The organism is Polyangium sp. y55x31, assembly GCF_029946505.1.
Taxonomy (GTDB): domain Bacteria; phylum Myxococcota_A; class Polyangia; order Polyangiales; family Polyangiaceae; genus Polyangium.
In genome coordinates, this window is sequence record NZ_JARZHG010000014.1 from 147,080 (window position 1) to 172,693 (window position 25,614).

Below are 25,614 nucleotides of genomic sequence, written 5' to 3' on the forward strand. Positions count from 1 at the left end.
TGAACATCATATGATGCCCATCATCTGAATGGCAAGGCCGAGGCCCCCCCCCGCCGTGAGCGACTACGCCGTCGTCTGCAGCGTCGTCGCGGCGCCCTCGGCGAGGGCCGCCTGCGCCGCGGCCAGCCGGGCGATCGGCACGCGCAGCGGCGAGCACGACACGTAATCGAGCTTCACCCGCTCGAAGAAGCGGATCGAGGACGGATCGCCGCCGTGCTCGCCGCACACGCCGAGCTCGAGGTTCGGCCGCGTCTTCCTGCCGCGCTCGCAGGCGATCGCCACGAGCTCGCCCACGCCTTCCGTGTCCAGGCTCGTGAACGGGTCTTTCGGCAGGATGGCCGCCTCCACGTAGGCCCCGAGGAACTTCCCGGCGTCGTCGCGCGAGATGCCCATCGTGGTCTGCGTCAGATCGTTCGTGCCGAAGCTGAAGAACTCGGCCTCCTCGGCGAGCTCCGAGGCGCGCAGGGCGGCGCGGGGCAGCTCGATCATCGTGCCGAACAGGTACGACACCGACCGGCCCTTCTCGGCGAACACCTCGCTCGCCACCCGCTCGATCGTCGCCTTCGCCAGCGCGAGCTCCTTCCGCGTCATGGCGAGCGGGATCATGATCTCGAGCTTCGGGGGCGCACCCTTCTCGGCGACCTCGCACGCGGCCTCGAAGATCGCGCGGGCTTGCATCTCGTTGATCTCGGGGAACGTCACGCCGAGGCGGCAGCCGCGGTGGCCGAGCATCGGGTTCAGCTCGTGGAGCTCCTCCACCTTGCGCACGAGATCCGCCGGACGAACCTTCATCGTCGCGGCCAGCTCCTCGATCTGCTTGCGCTCCTGCGGCAGGAACTCGTGCAGCGGCGGATCGAGCAGGCGGATCGTCACGGGCAGCCCCGCCATCTCCTGGAAGATCGAGACGAAGTCCTCGCGCTGGAAGGGCAGGAGCTTCGCGAGCGCCGTCTTTCGCGCGTCCACGTCGCGGGCGAGGATCATCTCCCGCACCGCCGCGATTCGTTTGTCGTCGAAGAACATGTGCTCGGTGCGGCACAGGCCGATGCCTTCGGCCCCGTACGAGCGGGCCGTGCGCGCGTCCGCGCCCGTGTCCGCGTTCGCCAGCACCTTCAGCCGCCGCGCCGTGTCGGCCCAGCGCATGAGCTCCTCGTACTCCGACGACAGCGATGCCGGCGCCGTCGGGATCGCGCCCAGGTAAACCGAACCCGTCGCACCATCGAGCGTGATCACGTCGCCGCCCTTCACGCTCACGGTATCCGTGGGCCGACCGAGCTCGTCGTAGATCGTCACGGTCATCGTGGCCGTCTCGTAACTCACGGCGACCGCGGAACACCCGGCGACGCAGCACTTGCCCATGCCTCGCGCCACGACGGCTGCGTGGCTCGTCATGCCGCCGCGCGCCGTCAGGATGCCGTTCGCGGCCTTCATCCCGTGGATGTCTTCGGGCGACGTCTCGGCGCGCACGAGGATCACGGGCAGGCCTTGCGCGGCCTTTCGTTCCGCCTCGTCCGCGTGGAACACCACCTGCCCGCTCGCGGCTCCCGGGCTCGCCGGCAGGCCCCGCGCCAGGAGCTTCTTCGGCGCCTTCGGATCGATCGTCGGGTGCAGGAGCTGCTCGATCGACGCCGGGTCGACGCGCATCACGGCCTCGCGCTGGTCGATGAGCCCCTCCTTCGCCATCTCCACCGCGATCCGCACGCCCGCCCGCCCCGTGCGTTTCCCGTTCCGCGTCTGCAGCAGATAAAGCTTGCCCGACTGCACGGTGAACTCGAGGTCCTGCATGTCGCGGAAGTGCTTCTCCAGCCGCTCCTGCGTGCGCACGAGCTCCGCGTAGGCCTCGGGCATGCGTACTTCGAGCGAGCCCTCGTCGTTGCCTTGACCCTTCGCGATCGGGTTCGGCGTACGCACGCCGGCCACCACGTCCTCGCCTTGCGCGTTCGGCAGCCACTCGCCGAAGAAGCGCTTCTCGCCCGTCGACGGATCCCGCGTGAAGGCCACGCCCGTGCCGGAGTCTTCGCCCAGGTTGCCGAAGACCATCGCTTGCACGTTGCACGCCGTGCCCCACGCCTCGGGGATGTCGTGCATCTTGCGGTACGTCTTGGCGCGATTGTTGTTCCAGCTCCGGAAAACCGCGACGATCGCGCCTTCGAGCTGCGCCCACGGATCGTCGGGGAACGGCGTCCCCGTCTCCTCCTGGACGATGCGCCGCTGCTCTTTCACGAGCGAGCGCAGCGTGTCCTCGTCGAACATGGAGTCGGGCAGCTTGCGCTGAAGCTCGGCGACCGTGAGCCGCTGGGCCTCGAGCATGCCGCGCGCGGCTGCGGCCTTGCGGCGGGCGATCTCCAGCGCGTCGTCGAAGCGCTTGCGGTGGATCCCCAGCACGACGTCCGCGTACGTCACGATGAACCTGCGGTAGGCGTCGAGGGCGAAGCGCGGGTTTTGGGTGCGCGCGCCGAGCCCGGCCACGATCGCCTCGTTCAGGCCGAGGTTCAGGATCGTGTCCATCATGCCGGGCATCGAGGCGCGGGCGCCCGAGCGGACGCTCACGAGCAGCGGGTTTTCGGGGTCGCCGAAGCGGGTGCCGACGATTTCCTCCACCCGACGGATGGCCGCGCGTGCCTCGTCGAGCAGGCCCTCGGGGATTCGCCCCCCGGAGGCGAAGAAGGCCGTGCAGACCTCGGTGGTGATCGTGAAGCCCGGCGGCACGGGGATGCCGAGCTTGGTCATCTCGTGCAGCCCTGCGCCCTTGCCGCCCAAGAGCGGCTTCTGGGTCCCGTCGCCGTCGGCCTGACCGCCCCCGAAGAAATAGATGCGCTTCGCCATGGCGCTTCCTTCCATGGTTGGTGTGCGGGGCGCAAGAGGAACCGTTTTGGACCCGGCCTTCGGTGAGAGAGGGCCAGGTGGGAAGCTTTTCCAGAAAGAGGACTCTCAGGGCAGCATCATCTGGAAAAGTTTTCCACTTCGCCCTCGCTTCGTGAGGGCACGATGCAAAACTTTTACAAAAGTTGCTCACGAAGTGAGGGTCCCGAGGAAAAATTTTCCAGGTAGCCCTCCCTCGAGTGTGGCAAGTGCGTAAAATATTTCCCAGTTGGAGACGATGAGCGAGCCCGGGCCGGACAGGACGGCTGGGACGGGGCGCGTGATAGAGTCGGCGCCTTGATGCCTCGCGGCTCCTCCTTCCTTGCGCTCGCCCTCGGCCTCTTTGTGTCCCTCGGCCGTGGGCCCGCGGCGTTCGCCCAGACAACCGGCGCCGCGCCTCCCGCCGCCGCGCCTCCCCCTGCGGCGCCCGTCCTCGTCCCGCCGCGCCCGCTCGCCGCGCTCGAAGCCGCATATCCGACCGAGCCGGGTCTCACGGGCGAAGCCGACGTCATGCTCGACGTCACCGTCGCCGCGGATGGCAGCGTCAAGGAGGCGCGTATCGTCTCCGGGGACGCGCCCTTCACGGAGGCCGCCTCCCGCGCCGCGCCGTCGTGGCGTTTCGAGCCGGCCACGCGCAATGGAAAGCCCATCCCCGCGCGCATTCGTGTCCTCATCCACTTCACGCCCCCGGAGCCGGCTGCCGAGGAAGAGACCCCTCCCGCGGCCGAAAATGGCCCCGCGCCGAAGGACGGCGCCCCCGGCAAAAAGCCAACCGCGACGCCGAAGCCGGCGGGCCCTGCGCCCATCGAGGTCCTCGCGCTCGGCGAGCGCCGCGCCGTCGGTACCTCCTCGCTCGGCCGCGCCGAGGTCCGCGTCTTGCCGGGCGCGTTCGGCGATCCTTTCCGCGCGATCGAATCCCTCCCCGGCGTCACGCCCATCTTCTCGGGTTTGCCTTTCTTTTACATTCGCGGCGCCCCACCCGGCAACGTCGGGTATTTCCTCGACAACGTCCGCGTCCCTTATCTGTATCACCTCGCCCTCGGCCCCTCGGTCGTCAATCCGGCGATCGTGGACCGGGTCGACCTCTATCCGGGCGGTTATCCAGCGCAGTTCGGTCGTTATGCCGGCGGCATCGTCGCCGGCGAGACGACGAAGCCCAAGGGCGAGCTCCACGGCGAGGCGAACATCCGGGTCTTCGACGCCGGCGCCATGGTCGAGACCCCGATCGGCGATCGCGCCACCGTCATGGCGGGCGGCCGATTCTCGTACACCGCGGCCGCGCTCTCCCTGCTCGCGCCAGGCACCACCCTCAATTACTGGGACTATCAGGCCCGCGCGACGTTCGACGTCACGCCCACGGACAGGCTCACCCTCTTCGCGTTCGGCGCCCACGATTACCTCGGCGCCGAGCAGGACGGCGTCGAGCAGGGCCTCTTCGACGTCCAGTTCCACCGCATCGATCTCCGCTACGACAAGGACGTGAGCCCCCGGACGCGCCTGCGCCAGGCCGTCTCCTTCGGCTACGACAGGACGGCCATCGGCGGCCAGGAGGGAATTTTCGCGCGCGATTTTCTCATCGCCGCCCGCAGCCAGATCCTCCACCGCCGCAGCGAATCCGTGCTCATCCGGGCCGGCGTCGACGCCAATTTCGATTATTACGACCTCGTCGCGGGCACGGACGACGACGACGGCCGCGACCTCCAGACGGTCCTCGACCAGTTCTTCCCGCCGCGCCAGGACATCGCCGTCGGGTTTTACGCGGACGCCATTCTCGATGCGGGCCGCGGCGTCGAATTCACCCCCGGGGCGCGTGTCGACCTCTGGGGCTCGGGCGGCGTCACCGCGATCAGCGCCGATGTCCGGCTCGCGATGAAGGTCCCCATCGTGCCGCGGCTGAAGCTCGTCTCCGCGATGGGCCTCGCCCACCAGCCGCCTGGGTTCGTCTTGCCCGTCCCCGGCCTCACCATCGGCAAGCTCGCCGGCGGCCTGCAGCGCAGCGTCCAGACGAGCACCGGCCTCGACGTGAAATTGCCGTTCGGCTTCGAGGCCACGGGCACGTTTTTCCTCAATGGCTTCTTCAACATGGCCGACGCGCTCGATTCCGTCGGCCGAGCGGCGAACGGCGGCGGCGGTGGCCCGGGGGGCCCGGGTGGAGGCCCCGGCGGACCCGGCGGCCCTGGCGCGCCGCCGATGGACGAGGAGGACGACGACGGGCCGAACGTGATCAGCGATCGATCCCTCGGCACCGCGGTGGGCCTCGAGATCTACATTCGCCGCAAGCTCACGGAGCGGCTCGGCGGATACATCTCGTATACGCTCTCGCGTTCGTCGAGGAGCATCGGTTTTTCCTCGGGCCCGGCGCAATTCGATCGCACCCACGTCCTGAATGGCGCGATCTCCTGGGACGCGGGCAAGGGCTGGCGCCTCGGCTCGCGTGTCGTCTTCTACACGGGTTTGCCCATCGCGGCCGCGGACGCCGCGATCTGGGGCAAGAGCCGCACGGATCCCTTCTTCCGCATCGACGCGCGTATCGAGAAACGCTGGAACTTCAAGACGCGCGGCTGGGTTTCGCTCGTCGTTGAGATGCTCAACGCGACGCTCAGCACAGAGCAAACGGGCGTGAGCTGCGGCCCCACCGAATGCGTGGCCCAGGAAATCGGCCCCGTCACGGTGCCGAGCATCGGCGTCGAGGGCGGCCTCTGATCACTTCACCTTGCAGCGCGCCCCCGCCCCTGCCGTCGGCCGACCATACGGGACTTTCGGCCCCTTTGGCTTGACGTACACCGCGCCGCCCGGCCCGGGCCGCGGCACCACCGCCCCCGAGGCCTGCGGACGGCCCGGCGAAAGCTCCTCGATCGTCAGCACCACGTCGGCCCCTTCCTGCTCCACGGCTGCGATGCTGGGCCGCCGCGGCGCGTCCTCGGCCATCCCGGGGCAGGGCACGCCTTTGCCGCTCACCGCGACCACCGTCACGTCCCCGCCGAGCTGCGGCACCTGCGCTTGCCACGTGAAGCGCGGATCTCCCGGCTCGCCGACCACGACGGCGAGGCACGAGCACGTCGCGGCGTGGGGCGCGTCCTTCGCGATCATCACGTCGTGACGTACCCGTTTTTCGGTGGGCGGCGTCGCGACCGGTCCGGCGAGCGGCGCGGGCGGCTGCTCGGGCTCGCTCAGCGTCTCGGTGCGGCGGAGCGGCTGGCCCGTCGGATCACCGAGATCCTGGGACCAGCCGGAGTTCGCCGGCGAATTCTGCTCGCCGCCGCAGCCCATGGCGAGCGCGAGCACGAGCACGGACGAAAGGGGGAGGGGAGCCTTCCGCATACCCCGACAGGCTCGCATCCCGGGCGGGCCGGCGACAAGAAAAGTTACGGCGGTGGTGACATCTCGCAGAGAAATCCGCGCTTCTCGCCGCAAGCCCGGTCGTCGAACGAGGCCGCCGTCCCCGGCGACGCCGAGAGCATCACGCAATCCTGCTTGCTGCCCTGATCCCCGGGCAACCCGTCTTTCCACGCCGTGAACCCCCACGGCTCCCCGTTCGACCACGAGAACTCGCCCTCCTGCTGGGCGTCTGTCCCGCCGATCCAGACATCACCCGACACCACGCTCCCGATGTACCAGAACTCCTCGGCCGTGCTCAGCGCGGCCAGATCGCCGCCGAGCTCCAGGCAATGCTCGCGCGCCGTGTTCCAGTCGCGCTCGTTGCCATGGTGCAAATAACACGAGCCCGTCGTCGGCGACTTCCATTGCCACGGCAGCGGACAATCGTCGTTGTCGGGTGGAGGGCAGCTCCGGCAGGACGGCCCCCCGCCCGCACCGCCGCTGCCGCCGCTCCCTTCCGTCGCGCCCTGGCAGCCGGTTTGATCGATACGCGTGCCGTCCTGGCAAAGCGCGAGCACTCCGTCCTCGATTCCGGCGAGCGCATTGCAGCCGAGGGCCTGGCCGAGCACGAAGAGCCCCAGCCACCAAAAGGGACGTCCGCGCGGGCGCCCCGTTTGTCGTTCGATATTCAAAACACACCTCCGACCACGAGCCCCGCGCCCGAGCCCACCGTCCCCACGCCGGCACGCGCGGGCGTGCCCTCCGGCGCCGTCAGGTACAGGACGAGCCCTCCCGTCGCCGCGAGGACGCCTGCGATGATCGTCCCCGTCGCCGCGTCGCCGCGCATGCGCGCCTCGCTGCGCAGGGCGACGCCCGTCGCGTCGCAGAGGTTGCCCTCGATGCAATGGGCTGCCGACGCGTCGTTCCGCGCGATGGCCTGCATTCCCAGGATCGAGCCCGCGATCACGGACACCACGCCCGCGCCTCCCAGCGCGATCCCTGCAATCTTGTGCACCGAGCCCCCCGAATTCGGAAGGGGCTTGACGGGCGGCGGCGGCGCCGGCGCCTTTGGGACGTCCATGAGCTCGGGAATGGCTGCCGTCACCCGCGTGGCCTCGCCGGGCACCTCCACCTCCACGCGGTAAGGGCGTTTGCCCTCGGCCTGGGCCTCGACCACGTGTTTGCCCGGGTCGACGGGAACGGCCGTCCCCCACAGCGCGCGCCCGAGAATCTGCCCGTCCTTGCGAATCTCGAGCGTCTGTACCGTGTCGGCCCACGGCGCGGTGATGACGAGCCGCGCGAGCCTCGGTTCGAGCGCCGCGGCCCGCTCGCGCGCGACTTGCTCGCGCTCGACCTGACCTTTTTCGCGTGCGGCATACGCGGCGGCACGGAACTCCGCCCAGGCGCTCGCAGTGCGACCGATTTTTTCCAGACAATCGGCGAGATTCAAGAGCGTCCCCACGCCCGCGTCGAGCCTTTGGCTCTCGGCGAACTTGGGGCAAGCCTCCGGGTATCGCCCCTCGTCCATCAGCCATTTGCCCTCGTCGAAGAGCGTCTCCGCTGCGGCCCGGCGCGCGGCGCGTTCCTCCATCGGGTCGGGCGGATCTGCGGCGGCCTTGCCGGAGAGAAGCACGAAAGCGAGGGCGACCGCGGACGTGAGGGCGCTCCTCCTCGGATCACGATGAGCGGCGCGGATCGTATTCGTCATGGGTGTCATTCGCGCCCGTCGAAAGGATTGGGGCGCTTCACGGACGACGGAGGTTTCTCCGAGGTCTTGTCCGTGATCGTGCTTTGCGGGCGCGGCTTTGAAAAGCCCCCCTGAGGCGGCTTGTTCATTTGGCGCGGCGCGGATCGCACGTCTTCCACGACGGGCGGAGGCGCTTTCGTCTCGGCGGCCTCGACCGACGCCGGCGGCTTCACCCTCGCGGATGCCGGGGCCAGCGTCGCCTCGATTCCCCCGCGCGCCAGGACGTTCGGCGAGGCATACGCCCGACGCAGACGAATCCCCGCGCCGCCGACGAGGATGATCGCGGCGGCGATCGCGAGCAGCGGCACGGGCCGCAGCAAGCGTTGCCATTTCGCCCCCGCGGGATGACGCTCGAGGATCGCGGTCGCGGCGACCGGCGGCGTCGAATGCAAAGGGGGCAAGAGCACGCGCGGATCCGTCAGCGTCGGGCTCGTGCTCGTATCCGACGCATCCCGTGGGGCGCGCGTGCTCGGGAATTTGTCCGCGGATGAACCACGCGCGAGCAGGCGCACCGCGCGCTCGCTCGACGCAAGCGCGCCGGGCCTGCCGAACGGCGAGAGCGCGACTGCGAGTTCGCCGATGTTCGCGTATCTGTCGGCCGGGTTTTTCTGAAGGCAACGCAGGATCGCCGCGTCGAGCCCCGGCGGCACGTCGGCGAGACGCGCCCGGAGCGGCGTCGGCGGGTCCTTCAAAATGGCCGCGCAGAGCTCCGGCAGGCTTTGCCAGGGAAATGGGCCTTCCCCTGCGATGAGCTCGTACAACGTCACGCCGATCGACCAGATGTCCGAGCGCGGATCGGCGTCACGCGTGGCGCGGAGCTGCTCGGGCGACATGTACATCGGCGATCCGATGACGGCGGAGGTCGTCGTGAGCGGCCCGCCGCGCTCCGGCGACATTTCATTGTCGACCGAGAGCTTGGAAATGCCGAAATCGAGCACCTTCACGGTGCGTGATCCGTCCGGGCGACGGGCGAGGAAGAGGTTGTCGGGCTTCAGATCACGATGGACGATCCCGAGGGAATGGGCCTCGGCGATCGCCTCGCACGCCTCGAGCACGTACGTGACGGCGTCTTCAATGGAGAGAGGGCCGTTCCGGGTGACGTGCGCGCCGAGATCCGAGCCTTCGAGCAGCTCGAGCACCATGTACGGCTGTCCGCTCGGCAATCGCCCGATATCGAGGACGCGCGTCGCGTGCTCGTTCTGGATCATGGCCGCGGCGCGCGCTTCGCGGGCGAAACGGGCGACGACCTCCTCGTTCTGGGTGGCGGATTTCAGCAGGAATTTGAGCGCGACCCGGTGCCCGAGCTCCACGTGCACGGCGGCCACGATGACGCCCATGCCGCCTTTGCCGAGGACGCGCAGGACGCGATATTTGCCATCGAGGACGTCGCCGATGGCCACGGGCAGACCCGAAGGCTCGTCCTCCCACGACGAATCCGACCTGCGCTCGACCTGCATTCGTCCCCCCCGCCCGACGATCTCCCGTGCGACTGCGACCTCGCACACCATAGCGCAGCGCACCCCTCTCGCCCGTGCCTGAGCGCTGGTATTCTCCCGTACGGTGCTTTTTCGGAGGATACGAACGTCCGCGGCGTCGCGCGCGTTCGAATGGTGTGCGGAGCGGTGGGGGCGACGGATCAGGCCGAGACGCTCGCGCGACGCACGACGACACCTTCGAGCGGCGTCGGACGAAGGATATTGTCGAGCATGGGGCTCGTCCGTTCCACGGCGACACGAATCTCTTCGAGTGTCGCGGCGTCGGCGTCGCTGTCCACGTCGACGGTATAACGGAGCTGCCCGAATCCGGGTCGGACGGAAGGATCGAGCGCGAGATATCCGCGCAGGTCGAACGGCGCCTGCACCTTGATCACGAGCTTGCGATACTCGATCCCGCGGAGGCGCGCCTGCGTGACCCATCCAATGGTCAAGCACGATCCCAGCGCCGCGAGCAGGAGTTCCATCGGATCGACGTGCTGATCTTTTCCGCCGAGCGGCGTGGGCTCATCGGTCTCGATCATGAAGGTCCTCGCCCGCGTCACGGCTTGCGCGCCGCCGCGCCATTCGGTCACGGTCTCGAAGCTCCCTTTCCCCGCTTCGGGCGCTTTCTCCACCGCGTCGCGCGTCCTCCGGAAGGTGTCGATGTCGAGGGTGCAGCATCCACCAAGCGACTCCATGCTCATGACCTCCATCGGGGGCGAGCCCCCTCAAGAAAGGGTGCGCAAGAACTCGAGCAAGACGGCGTCGAATCGATCCGGCTCCTCGAACTGTGGATTGTGCCCGCTTTGCTCGAAGATGTCGAGACGGCCTCGGGGCAGCGTGTCGATGACCTCGGACCACAGCTCGACAGGGCAGACGTAATCGTACCGGCCGCTCAGAGCGAGGACGGAGCAGGGGATCTTGCCGAGCGAAGGCACGAGGCAGAAGCGTTCGGCCTCCGGGCGGATGACCGATTGCATGTACAGCGCAAATCCCTTCGGAACGCCGCCCCAGAGGGCGCCGGCGTCGAGCGCTGGATCCTTCCAGACGAGGGGATGCAAGGCGAGATATTGCCGCAGGGCGAGCTCGTCGGGATCCATCACGCTCGTATCGAGGGCGCGAAGCTCGGCTTGTTTTCGGCCGAGGAGCTCCTTCCGCTCCGCATTCGCCTCCGCCTCCCAGCGAGCGATTCCCACGCTCATGGCGCGGCTGAAATCGGGCACGCTCGCCACGGAGACGACGGCGGCCGCGTGCTCGGGGTGGCGGAGCCCGAATTCGAGCGCGATGCCGCCGTGATTGGAATGCCCCAGGACGACGGCCCGATCGATCCCGAGGTTGTCGCGTACGACGTCGAGGTCGTCGGCGAGCGTCGCATACGTGGCCCCCGCGGGGCTGCCGGTGGATGCCCCCGTGCCTCGCATCTCCACGTACACGAACGAATGGGCGCCCGTGAGCCTCCGGGAAAACGTGCGCCGGTAGAATTCGATCCCGCAGCCCGTGGGGACGAGAATCGGAGAGCCCGAGCCCTCCGTGAAAACGTGGATCTCCGCGTCGCCCACGCGGACGAACTTGCTCGTGGTTTCGGTCATGGTCTAGTTTGTCGGAAGGTACGGTTCAGAACGTGCCGACGCAACCCACGCCGCCGCCTTTGCCGCCCACGTGGGGGCCGCACTGGAGGGTCAAGGTCGGCGCGCGTCCCACCTTCGGGCATTCGAGGTCGGGCGCCGAGCGCGTCAGCGCGAAAACCACGATCCCCGTGGTGACCGCGGCGGTCCCGAGGATGTACCCCACGACCTGCAGGCCGGTCGTCACCTTGAGCCCCGATTCGATCGAGGGACACTCGGGGCTCGCGCCCGACCCGCCGCAGAGGTTCGCGTCGAAATTGTCGAGCCTGCCCGAATGCACGACCGAGGCCGCAATCGCGCCGCCCATCACCGCGAGGCCTCCGACGCCCACGACGATGGGCCAGACGGGCGCCGTGGCCGCGGTGACGGGCGCCGCGATTGCACCGACGGGCGCCGTGACCGCGCCGACGGGCGCCGAGAGATTCGGAGCGCCGATGTTCGGATTGGGCACATCGAGCCCGGGATTCGGCGCTTCGAGCCCAGGATTCGGCGCCGTGAGCCCTCCAACCGGCGCCGTGAGTCCACCCGCGATTCCGCCGATGGGCGCCGTCAATCCGCCGACGGCCCCCGTGAGTTGTCCCGTCGGTTTGCCGAGCCCACCCGCGAGCCCGCCGACCGTCCCGGTGAGCCCTCCGGCCGCCAAGCCAATGCCCGGCGTATCCAGGTTCGCGCTTGCGCGGGCAATGGCGCCCACGGCGACACGAGCGCGCACCATGAGGTCGGGTTTTCCAGGCGGGCGGACCACGACCGACACATCCCCCGGCGCGAGGTAAATGGGCGACGTCATGGGCAATTTCGCCGCGATTTGCCCCCGCACGAGCACGAGCGCGCCCGGCACGCCGCCTTCCACGACGAGGCCGCCGAGCTTTCCGGAGAGCTCGCCGAGCGCCGCGTCGATTCTCGCGCGGACCGGCTCGTACGCCGCGCGCGCCTCGACGCGGAATCGATGCAGCGCGAGCCACGCCTCGTCGAGCCGCCCGGCCGCTTGCAGCGCGAGGCCGAGATCCCCGAGGATCGTCACATCGCCCGAGAGCTCGAACGCGCGTTCGAGGTCCGGCAGCGCCTCTCGCAAACGACCCGCGTCGATGTTCACCTTGGCGCGCGCGCGCAGCTCGGCGGCTTCGCGGAGCTGCGCCTCGGTCCGCGGCGGCTCGACGTTTGCATTTGCGTTTGCCCTCGCATCGGCCGTCGCATCCACGCGCGCGCCCGCCGTCCCGTTCACGCCTGCATCCACGCGAGGCGCCTGTGCCGCGACGTCTCCGGAGATCGCGGGACGACAGTTTTCCGTGGTGGATCCGCAGCCCAGCGGGCCGGCGGCGAAGCACATCGTGAGGAGCAACGGGGCGACGGGAAACGATCGACGCGTCGAGGGAATCATCCTTCGATCTGTTATCACAAGTGACGCAACGTAATCAATATGGAGCAATGATACGGCGCGATTGCGCGATGCGGCAATGTTGGTACATCTTCGACGCGGTTCATCGCTCGATGCCAAAAACGCCAAACAATCCACCGACCGGCGCGGCCACGTGGGACGGAACGAAGAGCGCGCGTGCGTCGAGCCCCGCGTGGAGAGCCCCGAAACGATAGAGAAAGTCGACGCCGGGGCCGAAGGCGAACCGCGCCTCGATCCCTTCGCGTATCGCCCCGCCGAGCTCTGCCTCGTCGACAATGAAGAAAGAACCGAGGATGAGCCTCGGTCTCACGAGCAGTCGCCCCGCCAGGATCGTCCGATTGTAACCGGCTGCGGCGTGCACGAACACGGAGCGCCGGCGCGACCAGTACACGAGTGTATCGTTCGTGGCCGATTCGATGCTGCCCACGTGATACGCCGCGCCGAGCTCGACGTGCACCGGCACGCCGAACGTCCATCCCCCGACGAGTCCGGTCGCCGGGCCGAGGTACGACTGCCCGGTGGTCCACGACGTGGCATACCCGAGCCGGCCATCCATACTCCATCGAAGCCGCGACGGCGCAGGCACCGTTTCACCACGGACGGTTTGCGTGATCAGGGTGGTCACGAGAGAGACCAGGAGGGCGCACGTCAATCGTGGCATGGCGCCTCTCCCTCGTCGGTGAACGAGCTGCCCCCGGCGGGGACGAATCGCCAAGCGTATCCCTCCGACCGAAGCTCGAGACGAAGGACGCCCAGCGTATCCGTATTCCGTACCTCGCTCCCGGCATGAACCTGGTCAATGGCATGGAGCGGCACCTTCCCGCCGGTTCCGACGACGAACCCCCGCATGCCGCGCACGACGTCGACCTGTCCGTCGGCATTCATGGGCGCGAAACGCTCGTATAGATGTGCGTGGCCCGCGAGGACGACATCGGCGCCGGCGTCTTGCAAGATCTTCCAGAGGTCCCGCATGGAATCGGCGCTCCCGTGCTCCCCGGAGGTGAACCGCGGGTGGTGCCACATCGCGAGCGTGCAGCGCGATGGATGCGCCGCGAGGTCCTCTTTGAGCCAGCGCGCCTGCGGCGAGTCCGGGCCGCAGCCGCCGAAATCGTCGGGCACCGAGGAGGGCACGTCGAGATCGCCGCCGCAATTGGAATTCAGCATCACGACGTGCCAGGCGCCGATGTCGAAGCTCGCGCGCCCCTCGAAAGGCGCACCCGCGCCGCCGCAGAAATAAGCGAAGAATGGACCGGCGCGCGGCGCGTGATACTCGTGGTTGCCCACGACCGCGCGCGTGATCGGGCGGAACTTGCCCCAGCTCGGGTGATAACAATCGAGGAACTCGTCGAGCGCGCCGTCGGGATACGTGGTGTCGCCGAGCGTGAACACCGCGTCCGGCCCGATTTGCTCGACGAGGGCCGCCGTCTCCTCCTGCCGTCCTCCTGGACACTCGGCGATATCGCCGGCCGCCACGATCACGGCGGCCGCGGGATCTTTCGGCGCCACGGGCAGCGCCAGCGATGCATCGCATGGTGGGAGCTCGCGACTACGGGAGCACGCGGATACACAAACCGCCGCGAGGAGGGCGACGAAACGCGTCATTCCTTCCAGCGCTCGGCGAGCTCGGGCAGCACGGTCACGGACATCTGCACGAGGTGCGCCATGTGCTGATCGGGCGTTTGTCCCGAGTAACCACGCACGTGCAATCCGCCTTTTTTCGCCTCCGTCGTCTGTTCAAGCCGCGTCTCCTGCGCTCCTTTGTTGAACGCCGCGAGCGCGGTCTTCGTGGTCACGCGCGGCGGCGTCGCCTGCGCCGGGGCGCGCTCGGCGCCCACCTCGCGCAGGAGCGCGTCCGCGGTCTCCGCCGAGCTCGCGTACTCCGTGCCCCCGATGTCCGAATGCGTGATCGAGAAGAGCCGCTTCCCATCGGCCGCGAGCTTCGCGAACCGAAAGAACGGCGCGAGCCGCAGCGGATCGACGGTCTTCGCCTTCGGGTCGAGGTAGGCCGCGTGAATCCCGTCGAGCACCAGCACCGAATCGATCCGCTCGACGTTTTTCGCGACGTCGAGCAGCTTCGCGAGCGCCCCGTACCCCGCGCTCCACGAGCCCAGCGCCACGCGCCGCACCCGGGCGTCGCGCAGCCCTTGTTTTTTCGCCGTGTCCTGGATCTTGTCGATCGTCTGATCGAGCACGCCCACGACCGAAAATTTGTCCTCGTACGGCCCGGAGCCATTGCCGAGGTTCACCGTGTAGACGAGCGCGTTCAGCCCCGCGCCGGCCGCGCTCTCCTCGACGAGGTTCGTATTGCCGTGGAAATGCATGTACAGGTCGAACGCGCCGTCGTCGGAGCGGAACTTCGGCGGGACGTGCAAGAGCCCACCGTTCACGAAGACGTGGCCCTCCCGCTTCAGCTTGAAATCGGCGCGCTGCTCGGGCGGCAGCTCCGGCTTCGGCGGGAGCTTCGGCGGCGGCATGTGCTTGGCGCGCAAGAGCTCGCCCGGGCTGCCGGTCGCCGCGGCGACGGCGCCCGTGATCGCGGATCCGAGCACGAGCGAGGCGACGACACTTCCGATCAGGGCATTTCGCGCCGGCGGCGACAGCGAAGGCTGCGCGGAGGAATCCTTCCGCGAGCGGACGAGCCAGGCCGCCGCGGCCGCGAGCAGGGCCGCCGCGAGCGAGATCGTCCCGACAACCCCGCCGATGACCCGCAAAACGCCCACGTTCGTGATGCCGAGCAGCACGAGCGAGAGGACGGCCGCCACGGCCGCCACGAGCGCCACGTGCTCGAATCCGAGCGCCTTCGAGCCGCCGACCTTCACCGACCCGAGCAACGTCGACGCGCGCGCGGCGAGCTCCGCGGGGATGGCTCCTTGCGCGGGCGCAGGCTTCGGGGGCGGCGGCGGAATGGCGGGCGGGGATTCGGGCTCGTTCTCCGTCGCGGCCAATGCATCGGAGGTCACCGGCGGGAGATCCCCAGGCCCGGCAGGCGCCGTGGTTTCGACCGCCGGAGGCGCGGGCACGGTGGCTTCGAGGGGTTTTTCCGCGACGGGCGGAGGCGCAGCGGCCGGAGGCTCCGCCGCCGGAGGATCGACCGGGACGGTCGCCGCGAGCGCGTCGGGCTTTTCCGATGCATTCGTCGCGGGCTCCGGCGGTACGGCGCGGATCACGGTGGGGCCGTCGATGGCTTCCGGCGCGGCCGGCTCCGGCGCCGCGGGCCGCAGCGCGCCGGGGACGATGGGAAGCGGGCCTCCATTCGGCGGCAACAGGATCGTATCCACTTGCCCGGCGAGCGAACCGGGTTTTTTCGCGGGCGCCTTCGCCTCGGCGGGCGGCGGCGTCGCGACGTCGGCCGTCCCGGGGACCTTGAGCGCCGGCAAGGTCTGATCGCGCGGAATCGCGTCGATCGGCACGAAGCCCTTTGCGCAGCGCGGGCACGTCGTCTGCGTGCGTAATGCTTCGGTCTCGATGGATAACTTCTGCCCGCAAAAGGGGCAGTACAGTTGGATCGCTGCCATGTCGTCCGACGACCGAGGCTATCCGAAGAGCCCGCCGAGCAGAAGCGGGGAATCGGCGCTCGGATCGTGCGACATCAAACGTTCTAGGTCGGTTTTTCCAATTGTCTTGGAGCGGCGTCAGGAGCCGCCTGACCCGCCGATCCCGGGTCCGCCCCCACGCTCGCTGGGGTCGACCGGCGCGTTCGTGTGCCCCACGCGACCGAGCGGCGAGCCGCTGCCCGGTGGGTCCCCCGCAATGGCTTCCGCCTCGTTGCCCGTTTCCGCATCGGGCTCCTCGCGCCCTGCGCCGCCGCCAATCACGTCGTTTTTTCTTTTCTCTGTGCCGCTCGGCTCGTTCGTTTTCGCCATGACCATGATCTGGGGCCCGCCTGCGCGAATGGCCTCTCCCCGATCACGCGTCGCATCGTCATGAGCACGGCCGCGCACATTTTGCGGGCCCTTTCCATGGTCGCGCTCGCTTTCCGGAGAGAATCGCCGTACGATGCGCTCGCTCTGCATCACGCAGAAACTTCCTTCTTCTCACGAGGTCACTCATGAATGCTCCGAATGACTTTCGTCGCAACCTCGCGCGTCGGCTCCTCGCGCTCGTCGCCGCAGCGCTTCCCGTCACGATGAGCGCGCTCTCGGGCTGCGTCGTGCAAGAATCCACGGGCGGCGAATGCCCGGACGCGGCCCCGAAGCAGGCGTGTTTCGCGTGGCCCGAGGATTCCGGCCCCGGAGACGCAGGCGGCAGCGGCGGCAGCGGCGGAGCGGGTGGCGCGGGCGGCGCCGGCGGAGGCGCTCCCGTGACGTGTCCCGCGCAGGCCGAAGCGAAGACCATCCTCGAACAAGAGATCGCCGGGACTCACACGATGAAATCGGACGGTACGTTCCAGAATGGTCAGTGCTGTTACGACACGCTTTTTCAACCATTGTGTATCGGTGGGCGCCCCTTCCTCGTGAACGACGCGCCCCGCACGGCCGATCCTGTTCGCGGCGCCTTCGCTTCGGGCGCGCGCAGCCCGGAGGCGATGGCTCCTAACGTCGACGATCTCTCCGCGGACGAGCGCGCCCTGCTCGCAGCGGCATGGACGCGTGATGGGCTTTTCGAGCATGCCTCCGTCGCCTCCTTCGGAAGGTTTGCCCTGGAGCTGCTCGCCGTGGGTGCGCCGGCGGACCTCGTCGCGCGGGCCCACCGCGCCGCCCAGGACGAGGTGCGCCACGCAGAGCTTTGTTTCGCGCTCGCCTCGAATTACGCCGGGGAGGCGACGGCCCCGGGGCCGTTCCCCTTCGAGGGGCGTATCGAGATCTGCGCCGATCTCGCCTCGGTCGCCGCGCGGGCCGCGCGGGAAGGTTGCATTGGAGAAACGATCGCCGCCGCCGTCGCCGCCGAGCAGCTCGCGGCCGCCACAGATCCGGCCGTGCACGCGGTCCTCCGGCTCATCGCCGAGGACGAGGCGCGTCACGCGGAGCTCGCATGGCGCACGGTGGCCTGGGCCGTTCGCGTGGGCGGCGAGGCCGTGCGCGCGGCCGTCCTCGAGGTCTTCGCGTCGCTCGGGCAAGGCGCGCCTGGCGAGCGAACGCCGAGGGATCCGCGCCTCGCGGCGCATGGACGGCTCGGTGAGGCCGAGGTGCAGGAGGCGGCCCGGCGCGCGACGCTTGAGGTCGTTTTGCCCGCGGTGCGGCTCTTCGTGGAGCGGCTCGGCGGCGGCGAGATTCGCGCGGAGGCTTGACGGAGACCACCGAGCGCTCGAAAAGAGGGCGAATGGCCCCCGCCGATCGCCCCGCCGAACCCGCCCTTCCCGCGCCGCCGGAGAGCCGCGTGAAGGTCGCCCTCCGCGTCGTCCTCGCCCTGGCCATGATCGGCGTGGGCGTCCTGCATTTCACGTCCCCCGAGCCGTTCGTGCGTATCGTCCCCGCGGCCCTGCCCGCGCCGCTCGCGCTCGTGTACGTGAGCGGGGTGGCCGAAATCGCGGGGGGCGTGGGCCTCTTGCTCCCGAAGCTCCGGCGCGCGGCGGGCATCGGCCTCATCGCCCTTTACGTCGCGGTTTTCCCGGCAAACATCAACATGGCGATCCACCACATATCGCTCGGCGACGATCCCGTGCCCGCATGGGCGCTCTGGGCGCGGCTCCCATTTCAGTTCGTGTTCATCGCCTGGGCTTACTGGGTCGGCGTGCGTTCGCGTCCGGGTCGCATGACCGCGTGACCCTCGAAGAAGGCAAAACTCACCGCGCCGCGAGCCCGAGCTTCTTCCGCAGCCGCGGCGTCTCGCGCTCGCGCACGGCAATACATTGGTTCGCTTGCTCTTCGAGCGCCGCGAGCTTCTTCGGGCTCAGGGAGGCCGTCTCGAAGATCGCCTTGAAGACCCGGAGCGCGTCGTCCCGCGTCACCGGATCACACGCCTCGCCGACCGCGCTCGACAGCTCGAGCAAGAGCCCTCCGCCGAACCGCGGTGCGAGCTCGGGACCACGCGCGCGAATCCATCCGAGGGACGTCGAAAGGGTCTCCGGCGCCCGCGCCGATTCATGGAAGGCACGGGCAAACTCGTGCGCGCGCAGCTCGCCGGCCCGCGCGATGTCGAGGCCCCGACCGAGCTCGGCCGGATCCCCGATCCTCCCGATCGCCCGCGCCGCGATGACCCGCTCCTCCGGCGTCGCCGCGAGCCGCACCGCGTCCCGCAGCGCTTGCAGCCGCTCGTCGCCCCCGGTCCGCGCGGCCACGAGCAGCGCGACCGCCGTCGTGTCCGCGTCGATCGCCCGCGGATCGTCGAGGTACGCCGTCGCGCGCGAGGCCGCTTGCCGGAGCGTCCACGGATCCTCCGCGAGCACGCCGAGCGCTTCCAGCACGGCCACGCGGGCGAGGCGCGTGGCGTCGTCGTCCTGCTTGCGTGTCGCCCACCCGAGCTCCTTGCCGAGCGGCAGGAACAGCGAGCCGACGAAGCGACCGAGCGCCTCGCGTGATCCCGAGTCCGGCAGCACCACGCGGAGCCAGCGCAGGCTCTCCGTCATCTCGGCGAGCACCGCGGGGTTTCGCTCACCGCGCAGCGAGGAGAGCAACTCGAGCAGCGCATCCGCTCCGAGCTCACCGCTTCGCACGAGCGCGAGCGCGTTCGCCACGAGGCCCACGCGCTCCGTCGGCGCGAGCTTCTTCGCGACCTTCGCGAGCGCGTCCCACGAGGCGCGCGGCAACGTGAACCGGTAGTAACCGCGCTCGTCCGCGTTCGGATGGATCCACGAAGGACAACCGCGCCGCGGCAGCTCCAGCGTCAGGCGATCGGAGAGCAGCCCGCACACGGGCGCCGCTCCGCCCTCGTACGCGACACACGCGGGCACGACGAACGCGCGCGCCTCCTCGCCGCCTGCACCCGCCCGCGAGGCCGGCGGCGTGAGCGCGAGCGAGACACGGGGCGGTTTTTCCGCCTCGCACGTGAGCTCGGCGCGCACGAAGGGCACGCCCGTGCGTTCGAGGAACGGGCGCGCGACGGCCGCCACGTCCTTGCCCGACGCCTCGGCCAGCGCCGCGAGCAGCACCTCCGTCGACGCCGTGCCGTGCGCATGTGCCGACGTGTGCGCGGCGAGGCCCTTCTTCATCACGTCTTCGCCGAGCCACCCTTCGAGCATCCGGACGAGGCTCGCGCCCTTCTCGTAGGTGATCGCGTCGAAGATCTCCTCGGCGTCTGCCGCGCTCACCACGGGCGAGCGCACGGCGCGCGCGGACGGCAGCTCGTCGAGCTTCATGGCGAGATGTTTGTCCCGCACCGCAGACGCGGCGGCGCCCGTGTCCTTCGTGATCGTGTCCACGACCTTCGCCGTCATCCACGTCGCGAGGCCCTCGTTGAGCCAGAGATCGTCCCACCACGGCGGCCCGACGAGGTTGCCGAACCACTGGTGGGCGAGCTCGTGCGCCACGATCGACGTCATCTCCTGCTTGCCCTGCGCCGAGGCCGCGTCGGGATCGAGGAGAGCCAGATCCTCGCGGAACGTCACGAGCCCCGGATGCTCCATCGCCGCGGCCATGAGGTCCGGGACGGCCACGAGATCGAGCTTGCGGTACGGGTACTCGCGACCGAAGAAGCCCGCGAGCACGGCGAGCTCGCGCGCCGCCGTGTCGAGCACGAGCTCACCGAGCTTCGCCTTGCCGCGCGTCGTGACGAGGCGCAGGCGCACGGGTTCCTTTTGACCACCAACGGTCGTCTTCGCCTCGCGGATCTCGAAGGGTCCTGCGGCGATCGCGACGAGGTACGTCGGGAGCGGCTCGGTCGTGGCGAACGTGAACGTCTCGTGTGCGGCGTCCGGTGAGGCCGTCCGGCTGGTCTCGGGCGCGTTCGACAGCGCGAGCTGGCCCTTCGGCACCGTCACCTTCACGTCGAACGGCACCTTGAAGCCGGGCTCGTCGAAGCACGGGAAGACCCGCCGCGCGTCGACGGGTTCGAACTGCGTGAAGGCGTAGGAAGCGCCCGCGTCCTCGACGCGGAACAGGCCCGCGGTGCCCTCGCTGAAGGGCGCGACGTAGGTGATCTCGATCGACGCGCGCCCCGCGGGCAGCGGTTTTTCGAAAGCGAGCACGAGCTCGTTCGGCGTCGTCTGCCCCGCGCTCGGCCGCGTCGAGGTCCGCGCCGGGCGCCGCTCCTTGCCGACGACCACCTGCGCGCGCCGCAGATCGATCTCGGCCGCGTGCAGCACCACGTGCGACGTCGGGCGCGGGATCTCCACGTCGATCGTGACTTCGCCCGTGAAGCGCGGCTCCTTCGGGTTCACCCAGAGCGAGAGTGCGTAGCGGAGCGGCCGCGCCGTGTCGGGCAGGCGGCCGTTCGCGAGCGGCGGCGGCGGCTTCGGCGCCTGCTCCGTGGGCGTCGTCGTGGGCTGCACGCGGAAGACGGGCGCGTTCGGGATGCAGCCCGCGAGGGCGACCGTGAGGAAGGGCAGGGCGAGCCTCGCTCCGCGAGACCAAGCAAGCATCGATCGAACGTTCGCCGCGCAGCGCGGCCCGGTCAAGCGGCAGGCTCCGGCGCGCCCCGGAACCCGAGCGCCCGCGCCTGCGCCGGGCCCGTGTCCTTGCGGCGCCAGAGCACCGCGTCGAGCACGTAATGCGTGGCCTGCGGCAGCGCGAGGAGCGGCACGACGAGCGCCCGCGCCGAAGGGCCGAGCAGCGGCGCCTCGCGCATCCCGCCGAAGAGCGAGGGTCTGTCGTGCCAGACCAGCCGATCCCAGAGCGCCTCCTCGGCGAACGCGAGCGCGAGCGCCGCTGCGGCGAACGCGAGCACGCCGCCCGCCGCGATCCGCGCGACGAGCCCCGCGGGAGCCTCCCGCGCACGCTCACGCGCGTACGCCCAGAGCAGCGCCATGTACGGGATCCCGTGCACGAGCACGTTCGTCACGGTGAACTGGAAGTCCGAGTTCGTCGCGACGATCCCGGAGAACCAGGTGATCGCCGTCGTCGCCACCACGAGGTGTTTGCCCGGGTTTTGCGGCCCGCCCCGCCGCGCGACGAGCACGGCGCGCGCGACGTACGCGACGAGCAGCGCGGCCCAGACGATCCCCGCGGGCACGACGAGCGCGCCGAGCCACGGCACGGTCACGAAGTCGTCCTCGACGAACCACCGGAACGCGCGGGGCAGGTGGGCGTGCCAGTAGAGCAGCGGGAAGCAGGTCGACGCGTAGATCGTCGCGTCGTCGAGCAGCCGTCCGAGCCGCGAGCGCTCGCCGGCCCGCGCCCGGTAGATCGCCACCCAGCCCGCCTGTTGCCGCACGAAGTGGAGCACCGCCACGTACGCGAGCACGCGCCAGAAGAGCTTCTCCGACGTCGCGTGGAGCATCACGCCCGCGGCCCAGCACGCGAGCGGCGTGGCGATGTAGAGCGCGCGGCGCTTCCGGAGCTCCTCGCGGTCGAAGTACGTCCGGAAGAACGTCGTGTGGACGTGCGCGACGTCGACGGCGAGCACGAACGTGATCCAGCCCCAGAGCGGCAGCGCGCCTTCGTCGCTCAGCGCGGGCGCGAGCGCGGCGAGCACGAGCGCGAGCGCCGCGGACCCGCCGAAGACGGCCACGTCGACGCGCGCGCCCCAGATCCAGGGCCCGTTCACGAGGCGCTCGGCGACCTCCCTCGGCCCTCGCTCAGCCGTGGATGGCCGCGGCGATGATCCAGGAAAGCCCGAGGATCACCGAGCCGATCACGATCGCGAGCGCGGTGTTCTGGTCCTCCTCGATCTCCTTGCGGATCGAGAACGGCGTCACCTTCGTGATGATGAAGAACGCCACGGCGAAGACGACGAGCCCGATCACGACGAAAATCAGCGTGGCGATCGAGGCCTTGAGCAACTGCGAAATGTCGAGCATCGATGCTCTCCCGAGGGCCCGGAGGGGCCGTGCCGGCAGGGTAAGGGAAGATGGGCCCCGCTGGGAAGCCTCGACGTCGCGGGCGGAAGCGGCTACCTCCCGAGGACCATGGGCATCGCGCGGATCGGCGACGTCGACATCCATTACGACATCTTCGGCGAGACCGGCCCGGCCGTGCTGCTCGTCATGGGCCTCGGCTCGCGCGGCGACAACTGGACGCCCATTTCGCGCGCGCTCGCCGGCCGCGGCTTCCGCGCGATCCAGTTCGACAACCGCGACGTCGGCCGTTCCTCGCGTTTCCCCGGCGGAAGTTACGAGGTCGCCGACATGGCCCAGGATGCCGTGGGCCTCCTCGATCATCTCGGCATCGCCGAGGCTCGGCTCGTCGGCATTTCGATGGGCGGCATGATCGCGCAGGAGCTCGCCGTGCGTTTCCCCGAGCGGTTCTCGCGCCTCGTGCTCCTCGCGACCTGGCCCGGCGGGGATCTCGCGAAAAAGCCCGAAGGCGCGATCCTCTCCGAGCTCGCCTCGCTCGCCCACGGCGGCGATCGCGCGGCGGCCGAGGCGCGCCTCGCCGCGTTTTACCGCGCCATCACGGGGCCTGCGTTCGTCGAGAAGAACCCCGAGATCCTCGACATGGCCATCGCGTCCGCGCTCGAAGGCGCGCCCGAGGTGGACGGCCTCTTGCGGCAAATCCAGGCGATCAGCCGGTTTTCGATCTGGGATCGCCTCGGCGACGTCCGCGCGCCGACCCTGGTCTTGCACGGCGACGCCGATCCGCTCATTCCGCACGAGAATGGCGAGCTCATCGCGCGGCGGATCCCGGGCGCAGAGCTCCGCACGCTCCGCGGCGTGGGGCACCTCGTGCCGCTGGAGGCGCCGCTCGAGACCTACGGCGCGCTGCGCGACTTTCTATCCTGAGTGGCTCGGCTCGCCTGGGCGGATCGCTGGTCCGTCCCATGCATCGCCGGCCTCGCATGGTAGATACACGCACGGAAGGGATGTCGGGGTTGGCGTGGGTGGCGATGGTCCTCGTGATCGTCGGCGCCCTGAACTGGGCGCTCGTGGGGCTCTTCGACTGGAACCTCGTCGCCGCTCTTTTCGGGACGTTCTCTGCGCTCACGCGCATCGTGTACGTGCTCGTGGGCCTCGCGGGCCTGTATTTGATTTTCCTCTCGACGCGGCTCGTGCAACGGCCAAGAGCTTGACGGCGGAGCGGCGCGTCAATCGCCCGTGATCCCTCACGAAACTCTGGACAAGCGAGGCCTGTCCAGGTTTCGATGCCCGACGTTTGCGCGCTGCACGGAGCAGCCCGTGAGGAGGTCGGAGCATGCTTTTCGGGATTCGGGCGATCGGCGGGATTGTGCTCCTCGGGGCCATATCGGCGTTTGCGGCGGGCTGCAGCGACGATCCCTCGACGACCACGACGGGGGCGTCCGGCCAGGGCGGCGGCGCGGGCCAGGGCGGGGCGGGCGGTCAAGGCGGCCAGGGCGGCGATGCGGGCCAGGGCGGCGACGCAGGCCAGGGCGGGCAGGGCGGTCAGGGTGGGCAAGGCGGCGCGGGCGGGCAGGGCGGCGCGGGCGGGCAAGGCGGCGCGGGCGGCAGCAGCGCCGTTTGCGGCGACGGCGCGATCGAGGGAAGCGAAGCGTGTGACGACAGCAATACGGCCGACGCGGACGGCTGTTCGGCGGCGTGCGCCATCGAATCGGGATGGAGCTGCGCTGGAGAGCCGAGCAAATGCGAGACCGGCTGCGGCGACGGCCTGATCGCCGGCATGGAAGCGTGCGACGACGGCAATACGGTCGACGCGGACGGCTGCTCGGCGGCCTGCGTGCTCGAGCCCGGCTGGAATTGCGCCGGAACGCCGACCGTGTGCACGGACGTGGACGAGTGCGCGCTGAACACGGACAATTGCGACGCGAATGCGACGTGCACCAACACGCCCGGCTCGTTCTCGTGCACGTGCAACATGGGATATGCCGGCAACGGCGTCACGTGCATGGACGTGGACGAGTGCGCGCTGAATACGGACAACTGCGACGCGAACGCGGCCTGCATGAACACGCCCGGCTCGTTCTCGTGCACGTGCAACATGGGATATGCCGGCAATGGCGTCACGTGCATGGACGTGGACGAGTGCGCGCTGAATACGGACAACTGCGACGCGAACGCGACCTGCACGAACCAGCCCGGCTCGTTCTCCTGCGCGTGCAACATGGGGTACACCGGCGACGGCCTCATGTGCACGGACGTGGACGAGTGCGCGCTGAACACGGACAACTGCAATCAGAATGCGACGTGCACGAATACGATCGGCTCCTTCGCCTGCGCGTGCAACATGGGATATGCCGGCAACGGCGTCATGTGCATGGACGTGGACGAGTGCGCGCTGAACACGGACGACTGTGACGCGAACGCGATTTGCACGAACCAGCCCGGCTCCTTCATGTGCGCCTGCAAGCAGGGTTTTACCGGCAATGGCAAGGCGTGCACGTCGGTCTGCGGCGACGGCCTCGTGGTCGCCGGCGAGGGATGCGACGACGCGGGCACGATGTCCGGTGACGGGTGCTCGGCGACCTGCCAGGTGGAGCCCGGCCATGCCTGCACCGGCATGCCGAGCGTGTGCACGCCGCTCTGCGGCGACGGGATCCTCCTGCCCGGCGAGAAATGCGACGACGGGGACGCCATGGGCGGCGACGGGTGCAGCGCGACCTGCAAGGTCGAGCCGTATTTCCGGTGCAAGGGCACCCCGAGCACGTGCGCGCGCATCAAGATCGCGTATGCCCCGTCGACCGCAGACTCCGCCATCTATCGCTCCGCCATCGCGGCGATCACGGGTGGCACGGTGACCTACGTCGATCCCCGCACGGCCACGCCCTCGCTCGCCACGCTGAACACCTACGATTGCGTGTACACCTGGGTCAACGAGGCGTACGCCAACGCGACCACGTTCGGCAACAACCTCGGCGATTTCGTGGATGCGGGCGGAAACGTCGTCCTCGGCGTCTTTTCCACGTACACGAACGGTAACGAGCTCGCCGGCAAGATCATGACCGCGCCGTATTCGCCCGTCGTGTCGCCGACCGGGGACAACCGCTACGCATCGTCGAGTTATTCGGGCAATGGTACGACGTTCATCCACAGCGGCGTCTCGGCGTATGCCTCGTACCATCGCGACATCCTCATCCTGCAGGGCGCCGGAGTCGTCGACGGCACCTATGCCGACGGCGAGATCGCGCATGCCTATCGCCCCGACTTCAAGGTCGTTTACTCGAACGGCACGGGGCACCCGAACATGCAAGGCACCGGCGACTGGGCGCGGCTCGCGGCGAACGCGTGCGCGGCCGGCTTCCTCCAGTAAA

The 25,614-nt window shown here is 69.5% G+C and carries 21 protein-coding genes; 6 read left to right on the forward strand and 15 right to left on the reverse strand.

All coding sequences use genetic code 11. From position 1 onward, the window contains the following. Nucleotides 1-63: 63 nt before the first annotated feature. Nucleotides 64-2,823: a pyruvate, phosphate dikinase gene (ppdK, locus tag QHF84_RS24410; protein WP_281315799.1), complete on the reverse strand. Its 2,760-nt coding sequence runs from the start codon at nucleotides 2,821-2,823 to the stop codon at nucleotides 64-66. Between the two features lie 336 nt (nucleotides 2,824-3,159). Here ppdK and QHF84_RS24415 point away from each other — a divergent pair, with 336 nt between their 5' ends. Further along, nucleotides 3,160-5,562 (forward strand): TonB family protein, encoded by a 2,403-nt coding sequence (locus tag QHF84_RS24415; protein ID WP_281315887.1) that lies wholly within the window; start codon nucleotides 3,160-3,162, stop codon nucleotides 5,560-5,562. Here QHF84_RS24415 and QHF84_RS24420 read toward each other — a convergent pair whose 3' ends face one another. The 11 genes from QHF84_RS24420 to QHF84_RS24470 form a co-directional block, all read right to left on the reverse strand. After that, a complete protein-coding gene (locus QHF84_RS24420; protein WP_281315800.1) occupies nucleotides 5,563-6,180 on the reverse strand; it encodes a hypothetical protein in 618 nt (205 codons plus the stop codon). Nucleotides 6,181-6,224: 44 nt separating this feature from the next. Further along, complete coding sequence (locus QHF84_RS24425; protein WP_281315801.1) at nucleotides 6,225-6,869, reverse strand: C-type lectin domain-containing protein; 645 nt, start codon at nucleotides 6,867-6,869, stop codon at nucleotides 6,225-6,227. Continuing rightward, nucleotides 6,866-7,885, reverse strand: a complete 1,020-nt coding sequence (locus QHF84_RS24430; protein ID WP_281315802.1) for a hypothetical protein — start codon at nucleotides 7,883-7,885, stop codon at nucleotides 6,866-6,868. The genes QHF84_RS24425 and QHF84_RS24430 overlap by 4 nt, the downstream gene beginning before the upstream one ends. A 5-nt stretch (nucleotides 7,886-7,890) precedes the next feature. Continuing rightward, entirely contained in the window at nucleotides 7,891-9,381 is a 1,491-nt protein-coding gene (locus QHF84_RS24435; protein WP_281315803.1) for a protein kinase, read from the reverse strand. Between the two features lie 179 nt (nucleotides 9,382-9,560). Next, the gene (locus QHF84_RS24440) at nucleotides 9,561-10,097 is read right to left on the reverse strand and encodes an OsmC family protein (RefSeq protein WP_281315804.1); all 537 of its coding nucleotides are present in this window, start codon (nucleotides 10,095-10,097) and stop codon (nucleotides 9,561-9,563) included. Between the two features lie 30 nt (nucleotides 10,098-10,127). Continuing rightward, the gene (locus QHF84_RS24445) at nucleotides 10,128-10,988 is read right to left on the reverse strand and encodes an alpha/beta hydrolase (protein ID WP_281315805.1); all 861 of its coding nucleotides are present in this window, start codon (nucleotides 10,986-10,988) and stop codon (nucleotides 10,128-10,130) included. A gap of 25 nt (nucleotides 10,989-11,013) precedes the next feature. Continuing rightward, nucleotides 11,014-12,246, reverse strand: a complete 1,233-nt coding sequence (locus QHF84_RS24450) for a hypothetical protein (protein WP_281315806.1) — start codon at nucleotides 12,244-12,246, stop codon at nucleotides 11,014-11,016. A gap of 256 nt (nucleotides 12,247-12,502) precedes the next feature. Then, the gene (locus QHF84_RS24455) at nucleotides 12,503-13,081 is read right to left on the reverse strand and encodes a hypothetical protein (protein WP_281315807.1); all 579 of its coding nucleotides are present in this window, start codon (nucleotides 13,079-13,081) and stop codon (nucleotides 12,503-12,505) included. Then, nucleotides 13,069-13,926: a metallophosphoesterase gene (locus QHF84_RS24460; RefSeq protein ID WP_281315808.1), complete on the reverse strand. Its 858-nt coding sequence runs from the start codon at nucleotides 13,924-13,926 to the stop codon at nucleotides 13,069-13,071. The genes QHF84_RS24455 and QHF84_RS24460 overlap by 13 nt, the downstream gene beginning before the upstream one ends. 92 nt (nucleotides 13,927-14,018) lie before the next feature. Further along, entirely contained in the window at nucleotides 14,019-15,935 is a 1,917-nt protein-coding gene (locus QHF84_RS24465; protein ID WP_281315809.1) for a hypothetical protein, read from the reverse strand. A 117-nt stretch (nucleotides 15,936-16,052) separates the two neighbouring features. Further along, nucleotides 16,053-16,283 (reverse strand): hypothetical protein, encoded by a 231-nt coding sequence (locus QHF84_RS24470; RefSeq protein ID WP_281315810.1) that lies wholly within the window; start codon nucleotides 16,281-16,283, stop codon nucleotides 16,053-16,055. A gap of 185 nt (nucleotides 16,284-16,468) precedes the next feature. On the opposite strand from QHF84_RS24470, the gene QHF84_RS24475 reads away from it, so the two are divergent. Both QHF84_RS24475 and QHF84_RS24480 read left to right on the forward strand, forming a co-directional pair. Further along, nucleotides 16,469-17,647 (forward strand): ferritin-like domain-containing protein, encoded by a 1,179-nt coding sequence (locus tag QHF84_RS24475; protein WP_281315811.1) that lies wholly within the window; start codon nucleotides 16,469-16,471, stop codon nucleotides 17,645-17,647. Between the two features lie 32 nt (nucleotides 17,648-17,679). Continuing rightward, a complete protein-coding gene (locus QHF84_RS24480) occupies nucleotides 17,680-18,123 on the forward strand; it encodes a DoxX family membrane protein (RefSeq protein WP_281315812.1) in 444 nt (147 codons plus the stop codon). 19 nt (nucleotides 18,124-18,142) lie between these two features. Here QHF84_RS24480 and QHF84_RS24485 read toward each other — a convergent pair whose 3' ends face one another. The 3 genes from QHF84_RS24485 to QHF84_RS24495 are packed head-to-tail and all read right to left on the reverse strand — an operon-like array spanning nucleotide 18,143 to nucleotide 22,252. Beyond that, nucleotides 18,143-20,875 (reverse strand): M1 family metallopeptidase, encoded by a 2,733-nt coding sequence (locus tag QHF84_RS24485; protein ID WP_281315813.1) that lies wholly within the window; start codon nucleotides 20,873-20,875, stop codon nucleotides 18,143-18,145. A 32-nt stretch (nucleotides 20,876-20,907) separates the two neighbouring features. Further along, nucleotides 20,908-21,999: a hypothetical protein gene (locus tag QHF84_RS24490; RefSeq protein ID WP_281315814.1), complete on the reverse strand. Its 1,092-nt coding sequence runs from the start codon at nucleotides 21,997-21,999 to the stop codon at nucleotides 20,908-20,910. A gap of 31 nt (nucleotides 22,000-22,030) precedes the next feature. Then, nucleotides 22,031-22,252, reverse strand: a complete 222-nt coding sequence (locus QHF84_RS24495) for a DUF350 domain-containing protein (RefSeq protein WP_272421266.1) — start codon at nucleotides 22,250-22,252, stop codon at nucleotides 22,031-22,033. A 108-nt stretch (nucleotides 22,253-22,360) separates the two neighbouring features. On the opposite strand from QHF84_RS24495, the gene QHF84_RS24500 reads away from it, so the two are divergent. The 3 genes from QHF84_RS24500 to QHF84_RS24510 all read left to right on the forward strand — a co-directional run bounded on the left by QHF84_RS24500 (nucleotide 22,361) and on the right by QHF84_RS24510 (nucleotide 25,613). Beyond that, nucleotides 22,361-23,173, forward strand: coding sequence for an alpha/beta fold hydrolase (locus QHF84_RS24500; protein WP_281315815.1), 813 nt, complete (start codon nucleotides 22,361-22,363; stop codon nucleotides 23,171-23,173). A 56-nt stretch (nucleotides 23,174-23,229) separates the two neighbouring features. Continuing rightward, nucleotides 23,230-23,460: a DUF378 domain-containing protein gene (locus QHF84_RS24505; protein WP_281315816.1), complete on the forward strand. Its 231-nt coding sequence runs from the start codon at nucleotides 23,230-23,232 to the stop codon at nucleotides 23,458-23,460. A 122-nt stretch (nucleotides 23,461-23,582) separates the two neighbouring features. Further along, nucleotides 23,583-25,613, forward strand: coding sequence for an EGF domain-containing protein (locus QHF84_RS24510; protein WP_281315817.1), 2,031 nt, complete (start codon nucleotides 23,583-23,585; stop codon nucleotides 25,611-25,613). The last annotated feature ends 1 nt before the right edge of the window (nucleotide 25,614 follow it).

Excerpts from the sequence above, each read along its gene's own strand:
- ppdK (WP_281315799.1), bottom strand. The coding sequence starts at position 2,823 with ATGGCGAAGCGCATCTATTTCTTCGGGGGCGGTCAGGCCGACGGCGAC.
- QHF84_RS24415 (WP_281315887.1), top strand. The coding sequence starts at position 3,160 with ATGCCTCGCGGCTCCTCCTTCCTTGCGCTCGCCCTCGGCCTCTTTGTG.
- QHF84_RS24420 (WP_281315800.1), bottom strand. The coding sequence starts at position 6,180 with ATGCGGAAGGCTCCCCTCCCCCTTTCGTCCGTGCTCGTGCTCGCGCTC.
- QHF84_RS24430 (WP_281315802.1), bottom strand. The coding sequence starts at position 7,885 with ATGACGAATACGATCCGCGCCGCTCATCGTGATCCGAGGAGGAGCGCC.
- QHF84_RS24435 (WP_281315803.1), bottom strand. The coding sequence starts at position 9,381 with ATGCAGGTCGAGCGCAGGTCGGATTCGTCGTGGGAGGACGAGCCTTCG.
- QHF84_RS24440 (WP_281315804.1), bottom strand. The coding sequence starts at position 10,097 with ATGGAGTCGCTTGGTGGATGCTGCACCCTCGACATCGACACCTTCCGG.
- QHF84_RS24445 (WP_281315805.1), bottom strand. The coding sequence starts at position 10,988 with ATGACCGAAACCACGAGCAAGTTCGTCCGCGTGGGCGACGCGGAGATC.
- QHF84_RS24455 (WP_281315807.1), bottom strand. The coding sequence starts at position 13,081 with ATGCCACGATTGACGTGCGCCCTCCTGGTCTCTCTCGTGACCACCCTG.
- QHF84_RS24465 (WP_281315809.1), bottom strand. The coding sequence starts at position 15,935 with ATGGCAGCGATCCAACTGTACTGCCCCTTTTGCGGGCAGAAGTTATCC.
- QHF84_RS24470 (WP_281315810.1), bottom strand. The coding sequence starts at position 16,283 with ATGGCGAAAACGAACGAGCCGAGCGGCACAGAGAAAAGAAAAAACGAC.
- QHF84_RS24475 (WP_281315811.1), top strand. The coding sequence starts at position 16,469 with ATGAATGCTCCGAATGACTTTCGTCGCAACCTCGCGCGTCGGCTCCTC.
- QHF84_RS24480 (WP_281315812.1), top strand. The coding sequence starts at position 17,680 with ATGGCCCCCGCCGATCGCCCCGCCGAACCCGCCCTTCCCGCGCCGCCG.
- QHF84_RS24485 (WP_281315813.1), bottom strand. The coding sequence starts at position 20,875 with ATGCTTGCTTGGTCTCGCGGAGCGAGGCTCGCCCTGCCCTTCCTCACG.
- QHF84_RS24495 (WP_272421266.1), bottom strand. The coding sequence starts at position 22,252 with ATGCTCGACATTTCGCAGTTGCTCAAGGCCTCGATCGCCACGCTGATT.
- QHF84_RS24500 (WP_281315815.1), top strand. The coding sequence starts at position 22,361 with ATGGGCATCGCGCGGATCGGCGACGTCGACATCCATTACGACATCTTC.
- QHF84_RS24505 (WP_281315816.1), top strand. The coding sequence starts at position 23,230 with ATGGTAGATACACGCACGGAAGGGATGTCGGGGTTGGCGTGGGTGGCG.
- QHF84_RS24510 (WP_281315817.1), top strand. The coding sequence starts at position 23,583 with ATGCTTTTCGGGATTCGGGCGATCGGCGGGATTGTGCTCCTCGGGGCC.